Below are 17,354 nucleotides of genomic sequence, written 5' to 3'. Positions count from 1 at the left end.
TTCGAGGAGAAATATCATGGCTAACCGTTTAAACAACGATTTCCAGTTTGTTGATGTGGGTCGTCAGGACCCACAGAAAAAAGCCGCCCATACGCGTGCCAAAGAGTTCGCCGAGATTTACGAGCCGTTCAAACCCACGGATGCGGCAAGCCAGGCGCACCGCTGTCTGCACTGCGGCAACCCGTACTGCGAGTGGAAATGCCCGGTTCACAACTATATTCCCAACTGGCTGCAGTTGGTGGTGGAAGGCAACATCATTGAAGCTGCGGAGCTGTCGCACAAGACCAACTCGTTGCCGGAAGTGTGTGGCCGCGTCTGCCCGCAAGACCGGCTGTGTGAAGGCGACTGTACGCTTAACGACGGCTTTGGCGCGGTCACCATCGGCTCGGTTGAGAAGTACATTACCGATACCGCGTTTGCCATGGGCTGGCGCCCGGACATGTCCAAGGTCGTGTGGACAGATAAAAAAGTCGCCATTGTAGGCGCAGGCCCTGCCGGGCTTGGTTGCGCTGATATTCTGGCGCGCAACGGCGTTAAACCCGTGGTGTTTGATAAGTACCCGGAAATCGGTGGCCTGCTAACCTTCGGCATTCCTGAGTTCAAGCTTGAAAAGAACGTCATGGAGCGTCGCCGGGCGGTGTTCGAGGAAATGGGCATTGAATTTCGTCTGAACACTGAAATCGGCACGGATATCGAGTTCGACACGCTGCTTCAGGAGTACGACGCGGTTTTCCTGGGCATGGGAACCTATAAGTACATGGAAGGCGGCTTCCCCGGGGAAGACTTGCCCGGCGTATATAAAGCGCTCGATTTTCTGATCGCCAACGTCAACCGCTGCCTTGGGTTTGAAAAAGATCCCAGCGATTACATCTCAATGGAAGGCAAGCGCGTTGTGGTGCTTGGCGGTGGTGACACCGCCATGGATTGTAACCGCACCTCTATTCGTCAGGGCGCTGAGAGCGTTACTTGTGCTTATCGCCGTGATGAAGAGAACATGCCCGGTTCACGCCGTGAGGTGACCAACGCACGTGAAGAGGGCGTCGAGTTTCTGTTCAACCGCCAGCCGGTGGCGGTGGTGGGCGAAGATAAGGTCGAAGGCGTCAAAGTGGTGCGCACTCGCTTGGGCGAGCCTGATGAAAATGGCCGCCGCCGTCCTGAGGTGGTGCCGGGTTCTGAAGAGACTATTGTCGCCGATGCCGTGGTCGTGGCATTTGGTTTTCAGGCAAGCCCTGCGCCCTGGTTTGAAGGTTCGCGGATTGATCTGAATGAGCGTGACCTGGTGAAAGCCCCCGAGCACGGTCAGTACGCTTTCCAAACCAGCAATGAAAAAATCTTTGCCGGTGGCGATATGGTGCGCGGCTCCGACCTGGTCGTGACCGCTATCTATGAAGGGCGCCAAGCGGCAGAAGGCATCATGAACTACCTGGGCGTTTAAGCGATGAGCAGGCCGTGCTGCTACGGCCTGCTCATGGTGTATGGAAGCAGGCTTCAGCCAGCGATTGTTGGAGGCGGTGCTCAAAACAGAAGCTATGGCTTATCCGATATTGACAGTTCAAATTGAGCCTTGGGGCGTAGTCTGCTATTCTGTCGTCCCATCCTGGTGTGGCTTTCTGTTACGCCTTTTGATCACGTTTCGACAGGTTTTCCATGACACGATATATCTTCGTGACCGGCGGCGTTGTGTCCTCTCTTGGCAAGGGCATCGCGTCGGCCTCGCTGGCGGCGATTTTAGAGGCCCGCGGCCTTAAGGTCACCATGCTCAAGCTCGACCCGTACATCAACGTGGACCCGGGCACCATGAGCCCGTTCCAGCACGGCGAGGTGTTCGTCACTGAGGATGGCGCCGAAACCGATCTGGACCTTGGCCACTACGAACGCTTTATTCGTACCAAGATGACCCAGCGTAATAATTTCACCACTGGCCGTGTTTACGAGCACGTGCTGCGCAAAGAGCGCCGTGGTGATTACCTGGGCGGCACGGTGCAGGTAATTCCGCACATCACTGATGAAATCAAGCAGCGCGTTTATGCCGGCGGTGAAGGCTTTGACGTGGCGCTGGTGGAAATTGGTGGCACGGTCGGCGATATCGAATCGCTGCCGTTTTTGGAATCCATCCGTCAGATTCGCAGCGAGCTGGGCGCTAACCGCGCACTGTTTATGCATTTGACCTTGGTGCCCTATATCAAGACAGCCGGTGAGACGAAAACCAAACCGACTCAGCACAGCGTTAAAGAGCTGCGCTCCATCGGTATCCAGCCGGATATTCTGATTTGCCGTAGCGAAGTTGAGCTGGAAGAGAGCGAGCGTCGCAAAATCGCGTCGTTCACCAACGTTGAAGAGCGTGCGGTCGTTCCGCTTCAGGATGCCGATACGATCTATCGCATTCCGTTGATGCTCCACGAGCACGGCCTGGACGATATCGTGTGCGACAAGCTGCGTCTGGAAGCCGAGCCTGCTGATCTTTCCGAGTGGGTAAAAGTGCTGGATGCCAAGCTAAACCCGCTGAAGTCGGTCAGCATCGCCATGGTCGGTAAGTACATGGAGCTGCTGGATGCGTACAAGTCGCTTAATGAAGCGCTGATCCACGCTGGTATTCAAGGGCGTATCAAGGTCAACGTCGACTACATCGACGCTGAAGACATCGAGCGCCACGGCACTGAGCGTCTGGCAGGTAAAGATGCGATTCTGGTACCTGGCGGCTTTGGTGAGCGCGGCGTGGAAGGCAAAATTCTGACCGCCCAGTTTGCGCGTGAAAATAACGTGCCTTATCTGGGCATCTGCTTAGGTATGCAGGTAGCGGTGATTGAGTTTGCGCGTAACGTGGCGGGTTGGAAAGATGCCAACTCCACCGAGTTTACCCACGATACTCAGCACCCGGTGGTCGGCCTGATTACTGAATGGCTGAACGCTGAAGGTAAAATCGAGCTGCGTGATGCGGCGTCCGATTTGGGCGGCACCATGCGCCTGGGCGGCCAGGTATGCCACCTGACCTCGGGCAGTAAAGCACGCGAAGCCTACGGCTCTGATGAGATTGTCGAGCGCCACCGTCACCGCTTTGAAGTCAATAACCAGTTTATTGATGAGCTGGAAAAAACCGGCCTGGTGATTTCGGGTAAAAGTGTCGATCAGTCACTGGTCGAAATGGTTGAGCTTGCGGATCACCCCTGGTACGTGGCGTGTCAGTTCCATCCGGAGTTTACCTCCACCCCGCGTGACGGGCATCCGCTCTTCTCGGGTTTTGTGAACGCAGCGCTTGAGTACAAAACAGCGCGTACCAGAACTCACACGACACCTCAGGAATAAGGGGGAAGCCAATGTCTTCTCAAGCACCTTTCCAAGAGCGTCATATCAACATTGCCGGCCTAACCGCCGGCAATTCTTTGCCTCTCATGTTGCTGGGAGGCATGAATGTACTGGAGTCGGCAGAACTTGCCGATGAAGTCGCCCAAGCCTACGTTAGCGTGACGCAAAAGCTCGGCATGCCTTATGTGTTTAAGGCAAGCTTTGACAAAGCCAATCGCAGCTCGATTCATTCGTACCGTGGTCCAGGTATCGAGAAAGGCTTGCAGATACTCGCTGACATTAAGTCGCGTTACGGTGTGCCGATCATCACCGATGTCCACGAACCCTGGCAGGCGGCTCAAGCGGCAGAAGTGGCGGATATTATTCAGCTGCCTGCTTTCCTGGCACGTCAGACGGATCTCGTGGTAGCGATGGCCAAAACCGGTGCGGCGATCAATATCAAAAAGCCGCAGTTTCTGGCGCCTCATGAAATGCGCCATATTCTCAGCAAGTTTCAGGAAGCCGGTAATGATCGCCTGATGCTGTGCGAGCGCGGTTCAAGCTTTGGCTATAACAACCTGATTGTCGATATGCTTGGGTTTGGCGATATGAAGCAGACTGGCTACCCAGTGTTCTTCGACGTTACCCATGCGCTGCAACGCCCCGGCGGGCGTGCTGATAGTGCGGATGGGCGGCGTGCCCAGGTCGCCGAGCTTGCCCGTGCAGGCGTTGGCGTCGGGCTTGCGGGGCTGTTTTTAGAAGCGCATCCTGATCCGGATAACGCCAAGTGCGATGGTCCCTGTGCGTTGCCGCTTGACCAGCTTGAGCCATTTTTAACGCAGCTATCTCAGCTTGATTCATTGGTGAAAAATTTTGCGCCGTTGACCATTCGCTGATCACGGCCATCATGCGATACATAACCTTCTAATAGACCGCCAACCAAGGAGACTGTCATGACCAAAATTGTAGATATCAGTGCACTGGAAGTACTCGATTCACGCGGTAACCCGACGGTGCTAGCGCGTGTGCGCCTTGAAAGTGGGGCAACGGGTGAAGCCTGCGCACCCAGCGGTGCTTCGACCGGTTCGCGTGAAGCGCTTGAGCTACGTGACGGTGACAAAGCACGCTATCTCGGCAAAGGTGTACTGACAGCTGTCGATGCGGTCAATGGCAAAATCCGTGAGGCGCTGCTCGGTATGGACGCGCGCGATCAGCGCGGTCTGGACGATGCCATGCTGGCGCTGGATGGCACTGACAACAAAGCCACTCTGGGTGCGAATGCAATTCTCGCGGTATCGCTGGCGGCCGCTAAAGCCGCGGCTAACGCCAAGGGCGTGCCGCTTTATGCACACATTGCCGAGCTTTATGGTCAGCCAGGTCAGTACAGCATGCCCGTGCCGATGATGAACATCATCAACGGCGGCGAGCATGCGGATAACAACGTGGATATTCAGGAGTTTATGGTGCAGCCGGTCGGCGCCAAAAACTTCCGTGAAGGCCTGCGTATGGGCGCTGAAATTTTCCACGCGCTGAAGAAGGTACTGTCTGCCAAAGGCCTGTCTACCTCTGTGGGCGATGAGGGTGGCTTTGCCCCTGACCTGGCGTCCAATGCGGATGCCTTGGCTGTTATCAAGCAAGCGGTGGCGGATGCTGGTTATTCGCTAGGCAGTGATGTCACGCTGGCACTCGACTGCGCGTCGTCTGAGTTCTACAAGGATGGCCAGTACAATCTTTCCGGTGAAGGTAAAAGTTACGATGCACAAGGCTTTACTGACTACCTGGCAGGCTTGTGTGAAGACTATCCGATTGTCTCTATTGAAGACGGTATGGATGAGTCGGATTGGGATGGCTGGAAAGCCCTCACCGACAAGCTGGGCGATAGAGTGCAGCTGGTGGGCGACGATCTGTTCGTTACCAATACCAAAATTCTTAAGCGCGGTATCGACGAGCAGATTGGTAACTCGATTTTGATCAAGTTTAACCAAATCGGTTCGCTGTCTGAAACGCTGGACGCCATCAAGATGGCTCAGGATGCAGGCTTTACTGCGGTTATTTCGCACCGCTCCGGTGAAACAGAAGACACCACCATTGCTGATTTAGCGGTGGGCACCTGTGCAGGCCAGATTAAAACCGGCTCCTTATGCCGCTCTGACCGGGTTGCCAAATATAACCGCTTGTTGGTGATTGAGTCAGAACTTGGCGATGTCGCTTATCCCGGCTTGAAGGCTATCAAGGGCCAATAACGGGATTTGTTAGCTGTCTTGTAAGAAATGTCTCAAGATTTTGTAAGACATGTCCTACAAAAACCGACGAAAATCGCTCGACGTGGGTAGGAAAAGTAGAAAAATTTCGTCTAATTTAAGTTTATCTAATTGATTTTAAGTTGTTTTTTATTGAAGGGCAGGCCACTTAGGCTTGCCCTTTTTGTTATAGGCCGCCTTGAGATGACGTTGTTATCTGCCACAATGCATTCAGGACAGGGGAGGCAGGGATGCTTTAGACAGAATGCAACGCAATGGGGTGTAAACAGGCCCACCGAATGACACACTGAGGTGAATTTCGGTAGGGAAGCGGCCTGAGGAAGTTGACACATGGAGCGGTCAGAGGAAGTGTTTGGAGCGGGCGACCTAAGGGTCGCCTTTTTTTGTGTTTACGTTTTATACCTACTTACGTTGAATACCTGGCAAGAGGGTTGTCCCCGGTGTTTCTTGCAACCGGCCGACGCAACCAGCCAAATGATTCCTAGGTTATAAGTAAAATCCATTTTTATTCTTCTTCGCTATTACTTACCATGGCCCGCAGAATTAGCAGGCTATGTTTCTGCTGCGCTTGTCACACGGTACATCGTTGATGTGCCGTTTTTTGTTATTCAGGAGGTGCGTTACATGCATGGGTTGATTGCGATCAACGTGTTGGTCTTTATACTGGCGATTGCACTGCTGGCGCGCTGGCAGCGGCGTGGTGCCAGCCTGTCTCGCGTGGTGCTTGCAGGCCTGGTCGTTGGGGTGGTGCTTGGCGCGCTATTGCAATGGGGATACGCCGGTTCAGAGGTGCTTGAGGGCACCATCGACTGGGTAAACCTGGTGGGCGGTGGCTATGTCCAACTGTTAAAAATGATCATTATGCCGTTGGTGCTGGTGACCATTTTATCTGCTGTTACGCGCTTACATGATGCCAGTGCGCTGGGCAAGATTAGCCTGGGGGTACTTGGCATGCTCATGCTGACAACGGCGATTTCTGCGGTTATCGGCATTAGCATGACTCAACTGTTTGGATTGTCTGCCGAGGGGCTGGTACAAGGCGCTCGCGAGCTGGAGCGCGGCCAGGCGATTGTCGAGCGCAGTGTTCAGGTGGCAGACCTGACCATCCCACAGCTTCTGCTCTCGTTTATTCCCAGCAATCCGTTTCAGGATTTAGCGGGCGCACGACCCACCTCCATTATCAGTGTGGTGATCTTTGCAACGTTTCTCGGCTTGGCCGCTCTGGGCATCAAGCGTGAAAATGCAGTGATTGGCGACAAGCTTATCGAAGGCATCGATATTGTGCAGAAGTGGATCATGCGTTTGGTGCGCATGGTGATCCGCCTTACGCCCTACGGGGTACTGGCGTTAATGGCCAAAGTGGTTTCTACGTCGAACCTCAACGATATCTTTAATCTGCTCGGATTCGTCGTTGCCTCCTACGTTGGCTTGGCACTTATTCTGGTCATGCATGCGCTATTTTTGATGGGCGCTGGGGTTAACCCCAAACGCTATTTTCAGAAGGTCTGGCCGGTACTCACTTTTGCCTTTACCTCACGTTCAAGCGCGGCCACGATTCCTTTGAATATCGAGGCGCAGGTAGACCGGATTGGCGTACCCCCTGCGATTGCCAACTTTTCCGCCTCCTTCGGAGCGACCATCGGCCAAAACGGCTGCGCGGGGCTTTATCCGGCCATGCTGGCCATGATGATTGCGCCCACGGTGGGGATTGATCCGTTTTCACTGGAGTTTCTGGCAACGCTGGTACTGGTCGTGACGCTGGCCTCTTTCGGCATTGCCGGTGTTGGCGGCGGGGCAACCTTTGCCGCGATCATCGTGCTCTCAACGCTTGACCTACCGATTGCTTTGGCGGGGCTTCTCATCTCGATTGAGCCGTTGATTGATATGGGCCGCACCGCCATCAACGTCAATGGTTCAATGACGGCGGGTACGGTGACCAGCCGTTTGCTCAAGCAGCACGACGCGGCTATTTTTGCTTCCAACGATGACCAGTTGGACGAGCCGAAAGCAGCGTAATCCAACCGGCAAGTTAAGCAAACTACACAAAGCCGCCTTCGGGTGGCTTTTTGCGTTTGTCGAGTGCGTTATCCTTGAAGAGGAGGGACAAGCAGACATAAAAAAACCAGCGCGAACGCTGGTTTTTAAGCCGATGGCTAACGACACGGTGTGTTATCGCTCCAGCTTGTCGATCTTGCCGCTCTTGCCATCCCACTCTTCGGCATCTGGCAAGGCATCTTTCTTTTCAGCGATGTTGGGCCACACTTCGGCCAGCTCAGCGTTGATCTCGATAAACGGTTCTTGCCCATCCGGCAGCTCATCCTCTGAGAAGATGGCTTCGGCCGGGCACTCAGGCTCGCATAGCGCACAATCAATGCACTCATCCGGGTGAATCACCAGGAAGTTGGGGCCTTCATAAAAGCAATCGACCGGGCAAACCTCTACACAGTCGGTGTATTTGCATTGGATGCAGTTTTCGGTAACGACAAACGTCATCGCGCTATCCCTCTTGCGGGACCGGGGGAGGTCCCGGTCATAGGTCAATCATGAATGGTTATAAAACGGCTGTTTCTTATAAGCTAAAAAGTATGGGCGACATTCTAGTGGCGCCCATACCTCACGGCAAGCACTTGGCTATCTTCTCTTGCACCGGTTACAACAAATCTCGCCATTGATAGACCAACGCCAGTGCCTCGCGGGGCGATAAATCATCAATGTCGGCACGCTCCAGTGCTTCTAAAACCGGATGTGGCGCACTGGCAAATAGATCGTTTTGCTGGGGTGACGGGCTATTGGCAGGAGCCTGTTGTGCCGGGCCTGGGCGCGCCTGATGAGTGTCTACATCGCGCTGTTCCAGGGCAATCAACTTTTCACGGGCGCGCTTGATAACGTGGCTTGGAACACCGGCTAGTTGGGCGACCTGTAAGCCGTAGCTTTGGCTAGCCGGGCCTGCCTCAATGCGATGCATAAACACAATGCTATCGCCATGCTCTGTAGCGGTTAAATGAATGTTTTCCACGCCTTCGGCCTGCTCGGGAAGGGCGGTCATTTCAAAGTAGTGTGTAGCAAAGAGCGTCAGTGCCTGCGCCTGCGCCAAGTGCTCAGCGCTTGCCCAGGCCAGGGAAAGTCCGTCGAAAGTACTGGTGCCCCGGCCGATTTCATCCATCAGCACCAGGCTATGCTCTGTGGCATTGTGCAAAATATTAGCCGTTTCGGTCATCTCGACCATAAAGGTGGAGCGCCCACCGGCAAGGTCATCCGAGGAGCCTATGCGGGTGAATATCCGGTCGACAGGACCAATCTCAGCCGCATCGGCAGGCACAAAGCTACCGCTATGGGCTAGCAGCGCGATTAAGGCGGTCTGGCGCATATAGGTCGATTTACCGCCCATATTGGGGCCGGTAATAATCAGCATGTGACGATCAGGCGACAGCACAACGTCATTGGGCACAAACGGCTTGTCGCTGACTTGTTCTACCACTGGGTGGCGGCCAGCGGTAATGCTAATGCCGGTCGCGTCGCTCAGGGTCGGGCGCACCCAGTTAAGCGCATCGGCACGTTCGGCAAATGCACACAGTACATCAAGTTCGGCAAGCGCCCGGGAAGTGCTTTGTAGCGCCATGAGATGTTCGTTGAGTTCGCTTAGCAGGCGTTCATACAGCCACTTTTCACGGGTCAGTGCGCGTGACTTGGCGGAAAGCGCTTTGTCCTCAAACTCCTTGAGCTCGGGGATAATAAACCGCTCGGCATTTTTCAACGTTTGGCGGCGGATGTAATCAGCCGGTGCTTGCTGGGCCTGGGAGCGGGGGAGCTCTATAAAGTAGCCGTGCACCCGGTTGTAACCCACCTTGAGGTTGGCAAGGCCAGTACGCTCACGCTCACGTAACTCCAGTTGAACCAGGTAGCTGCCAGCGTTTTCGGCCATGCCGCGATGTTCGTCAAGCTCGGCATCATAGCCATCGGCAATCACACCGCCATCGCGGATCACCACCGGTGGGTTCTCGATCAACGCCCGGCTCAACTGGTCGGCGATATCTGGATAGGGGCGAATATGCGGACGCAAATTATCCAGCGTACTGCCGCTTTCTACGCCACCTAACTGCTGCTCAAGTGCTGGCAACGTATTAAGGGCGTCTCTTAAGCGGGCCAGGTCGCGTGGGCGGGCGCTATAGAGCGCGACGCGGGCCAAAATACGCTCTACATCACCCACATCATTGAGTGTGTCGCGTAGCGTCATGTATGCAGCATCGAGGCTTAAAAGTGCCACCCCCGCCTGGCGACCCTGCACGGTTTCACGCTGGCGTAGGGGGCGATTCAACCAGCGCTTTAAAAGCCGCGACCCCATGGCGGTGGTGCAGGTGTCCAGTACGCTGGCAAGCGTGTTGTCCGTGCTACCGCCAAGGTTGATATCGATCTCTAAATTACGCCGGCTGGCAGCATCAATGACCACCGCATCATCACGGTTTTCAACGCTGAGTGCCGTTACGTGGGGCAAGCGCGAACGTTGAGTATCACGGGCATAATCAATCAGTACCCCGGCGGCCACCAGGGCGGTGGTAAGGTGGGCGCAGCCAAACCCACGTAGGTCCTGAACTTCAAATTGGTCGCACAGGCTGCGATTGGCGCTTTCCAAATCAAACAGCCACTCGCCCTGGCGACGCAAGCTGCGCTTCTGCGACCACACGTCGGGTAGTGTCAGGCTCTCAGGAACCAGTAGTTCGGCAGGTGAAAGGCGGGTCAGCTCGGCAAGCATTTCGGCTTCGCTCTCGACTTCCAGCACGCTAAAACGCCCGCTGGATAGCTCAAGCCACGCAAGCCCCCAGCGGTCACTGCCGGGTGCCAACGCAACCAGCACGTTGTCGCGCCGGGCATCCAGGAGCGCCTCATCATGCAGTGTGCCGGGTGTTACGATGCGCACGACTTGCCGCTCAACCGGACCCTTGCTGGTTGCCGGGTCACCAATTTGCTCGCAAATGGCCACGGATTCACCGGTAGCCACCAAGCGGGCCAGGTAGCCTTCGGCGCTATGATAAGGAACGCCCGCCATCGGGATGGGTTTGCCACCGGATTGGCCGCGCTGGGTAAGCGTGATATCCAACAGCGCAGCTGCGCGCTTGGCATCATCAAAAAACAGCTCGTAGAAGTCCCCCATCCGGTAGAACAGAAGGACGTCAGGGTGTTCGCGTTTGATCTTCAAATACTGCGTGATCATGGGCGTATTGGGGGGGATGGCCTGTGACATGGGCGTCCTGATTGAGCGTGGCGTAAGCGCATTTCGCTTACGGCATGTTCATTAAATAAAAGCGTTAAATACGTTCTTTGAGCGATTTCGTTGAGAAAGCTAAACGCAGTATTCTACGCTGACTGATATCTTACATGAAGGAGCGACCATGACGCCCAGCATAACGAGCCTAAAAAATCTGGATTTGTCCCTGCTGGCGCAGCGGCTTGGAAAGCTTTGCCAGCAGTTGGATATAGAGGTGACCACGGCAGAGTCGTGTACCGGTGGCGGCATTGCCAGTGCGATCACCTCGGCTGCAGGCAGCTCGGCCTACTTCACAACGGGTTACGTGACGTATGCTAATGCGGCTAAAACGCGGCTGATCGGCGTCTCAGACGTTACACTACACGCCCATGGCGCTGTCAGTGAAGCGGTGGTGAATGCCATGGTAGCCGGTGCCTGCCGTGATAGTGGCGCGCAGTTGGGCGTAGCGGTCAGTGGTGTGGCAGGCCCCGGGGGCGGCAGCGATGAAAAGCCGGTGGGTACGGTGTGGTTGGCCTGGGGCGATGTTAATCACCAGGACGCCAAATGTTTTCATTTTCCCGGTGATCGCCAAGCGGTACGCGAGCAGGCCGTTCGCGAGGCGTTGGCAGGGCTGGTGGCGCGCCTGGATATGTTGGCTGAGGGTCAGGAAGAGAAATAATCGTTAAAAACCACGTTGAGGATTTGTTTAGCGACGAATTTTTGGCATAATACTGGTTAATTATACAGTCTGTGATGAGGGTGTTTGCATGGCTCAGGATGACAACCGTACGAAAGCGCTAAACGCCGCACTTAGTCAGATCGATCGTCAGTTTGGTAAAGGCACGGTGATGCGCTTGGGTGACGCGCCTCGCGTTGTGATGCCGTCAGTCTCCACTGGCTCGCTGGGGCTGGATATTGCGCTTGGCATTGGAGGATTACCCTTTGGCCGAGTAGTCGAAATCTTTGGCCCTGAATCCTCCGGTAAAACCACCCTGACGCTTTCCGTGATTGCTCAAGCACAGAAGCAGGGCAAGGTGTGTGCGTTTGTTGATGCCGAGCATGCGCTTGATCCAAGCTATGCGGAAAAACTGGGTGTTAACCTCGATGATCTGCTGGTTTCCCAGCCAGACACGGGTGAACAGGCGCTTGAAATCACCGATATGCTGGTGCGCTCAGGCGGCGTTGACGTGATTATTATCGACTCCGTGGCAGCGCTTACTCCGCGTGCGGAGATCGAAGGGGAGATGGGGGATACCCACGTAGGCCTGCAAGCACGTTTGATGTCTCAGGCGCTGCGTAAAATCACCGGTAATATTAAAAACGCCAACTGTTTAGTGGTCTTTATCAACCAGATTCGCATGAAAATCGGCGTTATGTTTGGTAGCCCGGAAACCACCACAGGCGGTAACGCACTGAAATTCTACTCCAGTGTTCGGTTGGATATTCGCCGCACCGGCTCGGTGAAATCGGGCGATGAAGTCACCGGTAACGAAACGCGCGTTAAAGTAGTTAAAAACAAGGTAGCACCGCCGTTCCGTCAGGCCGAGTTCCAGATTCTTTACGGCAAGGGTATCTACCATGCCGGTGAGGTGGTCGACTTGGGCGTACAGTGCAACCTGGTCGACAAGGCGGGTGCCTGGTATAGCTATAAAGGCAGCAAAATCGGTCAGGGCAAGGCAAACGCGGCTCAGTACCTTGAAGAGCATCCGGCCATTATGGAGGAGATCGAAAGCCAGATCCGCGAACAGTTGCTTGCCAAGCCTGACCCCAAGAAAGAAGAGGCATCGGCTGCTGATGTTGCCGCCGATGCTGACGACGACCTGCTGTAACGCTTATGTTTGCTTCGTCACGTGATGCCACCCCACGCGACATCGCACTACAGCTGCTATCTCGGCGCGAGTACTCTCGCGCTGAGATAGCGCAAAAGCTAAAACAAAAAGCCGTTGATACCGCTGACATTGAGGCGTGCCTGGACACCCTTGAAGAGCAGGGGCTTCAGTCAGACGTCCGCTTTGCTGAAAGCTTTATCCGTTCACGCATTATGCGCGGTCAGGGCGTGATACGGATTAAAGGCGAGCTGCGTCAACGCGGCATCAGCCAGGAAATAGTGGCAGAAACCCTCGCTACCGTAGAAGAGAATGAAGGTGTCGATTGGTTTGAACTGGCCAGTGATACCTTATCGCGACGCTTTTCCTCCCCCGGTGAATCCCCCAAAGAGCGGGCCAAACGAGAGCGCTTTCTAGCGTCACGAGGCTTCGATTTTGAACAAATTCGTTACGCGCTCTCTTGCCTGTAAAGCCTTCTTTCATCACTATTGTGGGTTATCGATTTCTGACGTCTTTAGCTCTTAGCCATTAACTGCCGCTTTAGTCGTTAGACAACTGCGCTATAATGGCGCATTTGCGACCCCAGCGGGTAGCGGCGACAGCGCCCTGGGGCATCATGCTTTATTGTTACGGATACCCTATGAGAAGCGCAGAGATTAGACAGGCCTTTTTATCCTTTTTCGAAGAGCAAGGGCATACCATTGTGCCCACAAGCTCTCTGGTGCCAGGTAACGACCCGACATTGCTGTTTACCAACGCGGGCATGGTGCCGTTCAAAGATGTGTTTCTTGGCCGTGACCCACGCCCTTATGTGCGTGCCACCTCATCTCAGCGCTGCGTGCGTGCCGGTGGCAAGCATAACGACTTGGATAACGTTGGCTATACCGCACGCCACCATACGTTTTTTGAGATGCTGGGTAACTTCAGCTTTGGTGATTACTTCAAGCGGGACGCTATCCGCTTTGCGTGGACGTTTTTAACCGAAACGCTGGGTCTGCCTAAAGAGAAGCTGTGGGTCACCGTGCATATTAGCGATGATGAGGCCGAGCGCATCTGGAAAGATGAAATCGGCATCGACCCGGAGCGCTTCTCCAGGCTGGATGAAGATAACTTCTGGCAAATGGGCGATACCGGCCCCTGCGGCCCCAGCTCAGAAGTTTTCTTTGATCACGGCCCTGACGTATGGGGTGGTCCTCCCGGTAGCGCGGACGAAGATGGCGACCGCTACATTGAGATCTGGAACCTGGTCTTTATGCAGTTTGATCGCGATGCCCAGGGCACGCTGAACCCGCTGCCCAAGCCCTCTATTGATACCGGCATGGGGCTTGAGCGGGTAGCGGCCGTTATGCAGGGCGTGCACTCCAACTACGAGATCGACCTGTTCCAGAATTTGCTCCAGGCGGCCGCCAAGGCGACCGGGCATGCCGATATGGCAACGCCTTCGCTACGCGTTATTGCGGACCATATTCGTTCGTGTGCATTTTTAATCGCCGACGGCGTGCTGCCTTCAAATGAAGGCCGTGGTTATGTGCTGCGGCGCATTATCCGCCGAGCGGTTCGTCATGGTCACAAGCTGGGTGCCACCAAGCCGTTCTTCTATACCCTGGTGGATGCACTGGATGCCGAGATGGGCGATGCCTATCCCGAACTGCGTGAGGCGAGTGCTCAAATTGCCCGTATTTTGCTGAAAGAAGAGGAGCAGTTTGCGCGCACGCTGGACCACGGCATGGGCTTATTGAACGCTGCTCTTGAGGAGCTTGATGGCAACGTGCTGTCGGGTGAAACCGTGTTCAAGCTGTATGACACGTACGGTTTCCCGTTTGACCTTACGGCGGATGTTTGCCGTGAGCGCGGTGTGACGTTGGATGAAGTTGGTTTCCAGCGCGAGCTTGACGCTCAGCGCGAGCGTGCCCGTGCGGCCAGCCAGTTTGGCGCCGACTACAGCGCCTCTATTGAGCTGGATGGCGAAACCCAGTTTACGGGGTATGACCAGCTTGAAGATCAGTCCACGGTAACTGCTATTGTGGATAGCGAAGGCAACGCCCTTGTCGCGCTGGAAGCAGGCCAGAAAGGCACTGTCGTATTAGATCGTACCGCGTTTTATGGTGAATCGGGCGGCCAGGTGGGTGATACCGGCTACTTATACGTAGAGGGCGGCCGCTTCGAAGTTACCGATACACAAAAGCAGAACGGTCATCATCTGCACCAGGGCGTGATGATAGAAGGCACGTTGAACGTGGGAGCCAGCGTTCGTGGCGAGGTTGATGCCAGCTTGCGCTCTGCGACCATTCGCAACCACTCGGCCACTCACCTGCTGCACAAAGCCTTGCGCATGGTGTTGGGCGATCACGTACAGCAGAAAGGCTCGCTGGTAAATGCTGAACGTCTGCGCTTCGATTTCAGCCACTTCGAGCCTCTGAGTGCTGATCAGTTGGCAGAGGTGGAGCGTCTGGTTAACGAGCAGATCCTTGCTAATGCGCCGACGTACGTTGAGCAGATGAGCCTGGAGCAAGCCAAGGCCAAAGGGGCTGCGGCGTTGTTTGAAGCCAAGTATGCGGAAAATGTTCGCGTATTGACGATCGGTGCTGACGGCTTTTCGATTGAACTGTGTGGCGGTACTCACGTTGCACGAAGTGGTGATATCGGCTGCTGCCATATCGTCAGTGAAGTAGGTATTGCCTCTGGCGTGCGGCGCATCGAAGCCATTACCGGCGAGAATGCGTTGGCCTATTTCCGCGAGCAGGAAGCGCGCGTGCAGCGGTTGGGTGATCGCTTGAAAACCAAGCCCGAGCAGGTGGAAGCCCGCGTCGAGTCATTGGTCGAGCGTAATCGCAGCCTGGAAAAAGAGCTTGAGCAGTTGAAGGCTAAGCTGGCAAGCGCTGCGGGTAGCGACATGCTGAGCCAGGCGCAGGAGATCGGCGGCGTTAAGCTGCTGGCGACTCAGTTGGAGGGAGTATCCGGTAAGGATCTGCGTGGCGTGCTCGACCAACTTAAAAACAAGATTGGCTCTGGCGTTATTATCCTGGGCGTTGCCGATGAGGCGGCGGGCAAGGTAAGCCTGATTGCAGGCGTGACTCAAGACCTGACCGAGCGCGTTAAAGCCGGTGAGCTGGTTAACCATGTCGCCTCTCAAGTTGGCGGTAAAGGCGGTGGTCGTGCTGACATGGCGCAGGCGGGTGGCAGTCAGCCAGAAGCGCTGGCTGGCGCGTTAAGTAGCGTCCCCGCGTGGCTGGAAAACATACTTAGCTAATCACAAAGGCCGGTGGCAATTATCTGCAACCGGCCTTTTGCTAACGTAATATAACTACTTTCATCCTCCATTCCCGAACGAATAGGAAAAAACGGCATATGGCACTATACGTACAGAAGTTCGGTGGCACCTCGGTAGGTTCTGTTGACCGTATCAAAGCCGTGGCGGAAAAGGTCAAGGGCTTTCGTGACCAGGGCCACCAGGTCGTGGTCGTGGTCTCCGCCATGAGCGGAGAGACCAACCGGTTGACCGATATGGCCAATGCGCTTAATGATGACCCTGCCCCGCGTGAAATGGATATGCTGCTCTCGACCGGTGAGCAGGTAACTATTTCATTACTCGCCATGGCGCTCCAGCAGGTTGGCGTTGCGGCCACTTCGCACACCGGTGCCCAGGTCGGTATTCATACTGACAATGCTTACACCAAAGCGCGTATTCAGCGCATTGAAACCGAAGACCTTAAGGCTGACCTCGACGCAGGCAAGGTCGTGGTTGTGGCTGGTTTTCAGGGCGTTGATGAAGACGGCAATATCACTACGCTAGGACGTGGTGGCTCGGACACTACCGGGGTGGCGCTTGCTGCGGCACTCGGCGCCGATGAGTGCCAGATCTATACTGACGTTGATGGGGTTTACACCACTGACCCCCGCGTATGCACCAAGGCACAGCGCCTGGAGTGCATTACGGTGGAAGAAATGCTGGAGCTTGCAAGCCTGGGCTCCAAAGTGCTGCAAATTCGTGCGGTAGAGTTTGCGGGCAAGTACAACGTTCCCCTACGGGTACTGTCGAGCTTTGAAGATGGCCCCGGTACCCTAATTATTGCAGATGCTGACCAAGACGAGGACTCCATGGAAGAACCGCTGATTTCCGGTATCGCGTTTACCAAAAATGAAGCCAAGCTGACACTGCTGCACACGCCCGATGTACCAGGTGTTGCGTCGCGCATTCTTGGCCCTATCGCTGATGCCAACATTGAAGTCGATATGATCGTGCAGAACGTAGCACCGGCGGGTGACTACACCGACTTTACCTTCACCGTGGCGAAGGGCGACTACAAGACCACCAAGAAGCTGCTTGAAGAAACGGTCATTCCTGACCTGGGCGGCGGTGAGCTGCGTGGCGATGACAATATCGCCAAGGTATCCCTGGTCGGTGTTGGCATGCGCTCTCACGCCGGTGTTGCCTCGAAGATGTTCCGCGTTTTGGCTGATGAAAACGTCAATATCCGTATGGTTTCCACCTCTGAAATTAAAATCTCAGTGGTGATTGATGAAAAGCATATGGAACTTGCCGTTAACGCGTTACACAAGGCATTTGGCCTGGATAAGTCAGACATAGAATCTGAATAACATTTCTGCCTTAAACCTTCTACGCTGAAAAGGTACTCGCTACTTGCTGGTGGTGAGCTTTCTTTCAACGGGAGGTTTGGGTGTCATGGAGTCAGAGGCATTGGTTAGCGCGCCGCTATGCCGCATAATGGCTTAGTGGCGCCT

Annotated in this window: 12 protein-coding genes; 10 read left to right on the top strand and 2 right to left on the bottom strand. The window is 55.1% G+C overall.

Going from position 1 to position 17,354, the window contains the following annotated elements:
• Positions 1 to 16 precede the first annotated feature (16 nt).
• The 5 genes from ACT3T7_RS11260 (at position 17) to ACT3T7_RS11240 (ending at position 7,559) form a co-directional block, all read left to right on the top strand.
• Complete coding sequence (locus ACT3T7_RS11260) at positions 17 to 1,435, top strand: FAD-dependent oxidoreductase (RefSeq protein ID WP_172118670.1); 1,419 nt, start codon at positions 17 to 19, stop codon at positions 1,433 to 1,435.
• Between the two features lie 212 nt (positions 1,436 to 1,647).
• The gene (locus ACT3T7_RS11255) at positions 1,648 to 3,303 is read left to right on the top strand and encodes a CTP synthase (protein WP_172118671.1); all 1,656 of its coding nucleotides are present in this window, start codon (positions 1,648 to 1,650) and stop codon (positions 3,301 to 3,303) included.
• Between the two features lie 11 nt (positions 3,304 to 3,314).
• Positions 3,315 to 4,178 carry a 3-deoxy-8-phosphooctulonate synthase gene (gene kdsA / locus ACT3T7_RS11250; RefSeq protein WP_087107934.1) on the top strand — a complete coding sequence of 288 codons (864 nt, stop codon included), beginning with the start codon at positions 3,315 to 3,317 and terminating at the stop codon, positions 4,176 to 4,178.
• A gap of 57 nt (positions 4,179 to 4,235) precedes the next feature.
• Entirely contained in the window at positions 4,236 to 5,525 is a 1,290-nt protein-coding gene (gene eno, locus ACT3T7_RS11245; RefSeq protein ID WP_444631092.1) for a phosphopyruvate hydratase, read from the top strand.
• A gap of 642 nt (positions 5,526 to 6,167) precedes the next feature.
• Positions 6,168 to 7,559, top strand: a complete 1,392-nt coding sequence (locus ACT3T7_RS11240; protein ID WP_444631091.1) for an L-cystine transporter — start codon at positions 6,168 to 6,170, stop codon at positions 7,557 to 7,559.
• Positions 7,560 to 7,712: 153 nt separating this feature from the next.
• Here ACT3T7_RS11240 and fdxA read toward each other — a convergent pair whose 3' ends face one another.
• Positions 7,713 to 8,036, bottom strand: a complete 324-nt coding sequence (fdxA, locus tag ACT3T7_RS11235) for a ferredoxin FdxA (RefSeq protein WP_087107940.1) — start codon at positions 8,034 to 8,036, stop codon at positions 7,713 to 7,715.
• Positions 8,037 to 8,193: 157 nt separating this feature from the next.
• Positions 8,194 to 10,782: a DNA mismatch repair protein MutS gene (mutS, locus tag ACT3T7_RS11230; RefSeq protein WP_193055334.1), complete on the bottom strand. Its 2,589-nt coding sequence runs from the start codon at positions 10,780 to 10,782 to the stop codon at positions 8,194 to 8,196.
• Positions 10,783 to 10,930: 148 nt separating this feature from the next.
• Here mutS and ACT3T7_RS11225 point away from each other — a divergent pair, with 148 nt between their 5' ends.
• The 5 genes from ACT3T7_RS11225 (at position 10,931) to ACT3T7_RS11205 (ending at position 17,210) form a co-directional block, all read left to right on the top strand.
• A complete protein-coding gene (locus tag ACT3T7_RS11225) occupies positions 10,931 to 11,464 on the top strand; it encodes a CinA family protein (protein WP_444631090.1) in 534 nt (177 codons plus the stop codon).
• Between the two features lie 88 nt (positions 11,465 to 11,552).
• Positions 11,553 to 12,614 carry a recombinase RecA gene (recA, locus tag ACT3T7_RS11220; protein ID WP_087107947.1) on the top strand — a complete coding sequence of 354 codons (1,062 nt, stop codon included), beginning with the start codon at positions 11,553 to 11,555 and terminating at the stop codon, positions 12,612 to 12,614.
• A gap of 5 nt (positions 12,615 to 12,619) precedes the next feature.
• Positions 12,620 to 13,081 carry a regulatory protein RecX gene (locus ACT3T7_RS11215; RefSeq protein ID WP_172118675.1) on the top strand — a complete coding sequence of 154 codons (462 nt, stop codon included), beginning with the start codon at positions 12,620 to 12,622 and terminating at the stop codon, positions 13,079 to 13,081.
• A 170-nt stretch (positions 13,082 to 13,251) separates the two neighbouring features.
• Positions 13,252 to 15,861, top strand: coding sequence for an alanine--tRNA ligase (gene alaS, locus ACT3T7_RS11210; protein ID WP_444631089.1), 2,610 nt, complete (start codon positions 13,252 to 13,254; stop codon positions 15,859 to 15,861).
• A gap of 98 nt (positions 15,862 to 15,959) precedes the next feature.
• Positions 15,960 to 17,210 (top strand): aspartate kinase, encoded by a 1,251-nt coding sequence (locus ACT3T7_RS11205; protein WP_087107953.1) that lies wholly within the window; start codon positions 15,960 to 15,962, stop codon positions 17,208 to 17,210.
• The last annotated feature ends 144 nt before the right edge of the window (positions 17,211 to 17,354 follow it).

Source organism: Halomonas sp. 111, from assembly GCF_052379685.1.
In the GTDB taxonomy this organism is placed as follows: Bacteria; Pseudomonadota; Gammaproteobacteria; order Pseudomonadales; family Halomonadaceae; genus Vreelandella; species Vreelandella citrativorans.
Note: the sequence above shows the minus strand (reverse complement) of the source record. Positions and strands in the feature narration are given on the sequence as shown.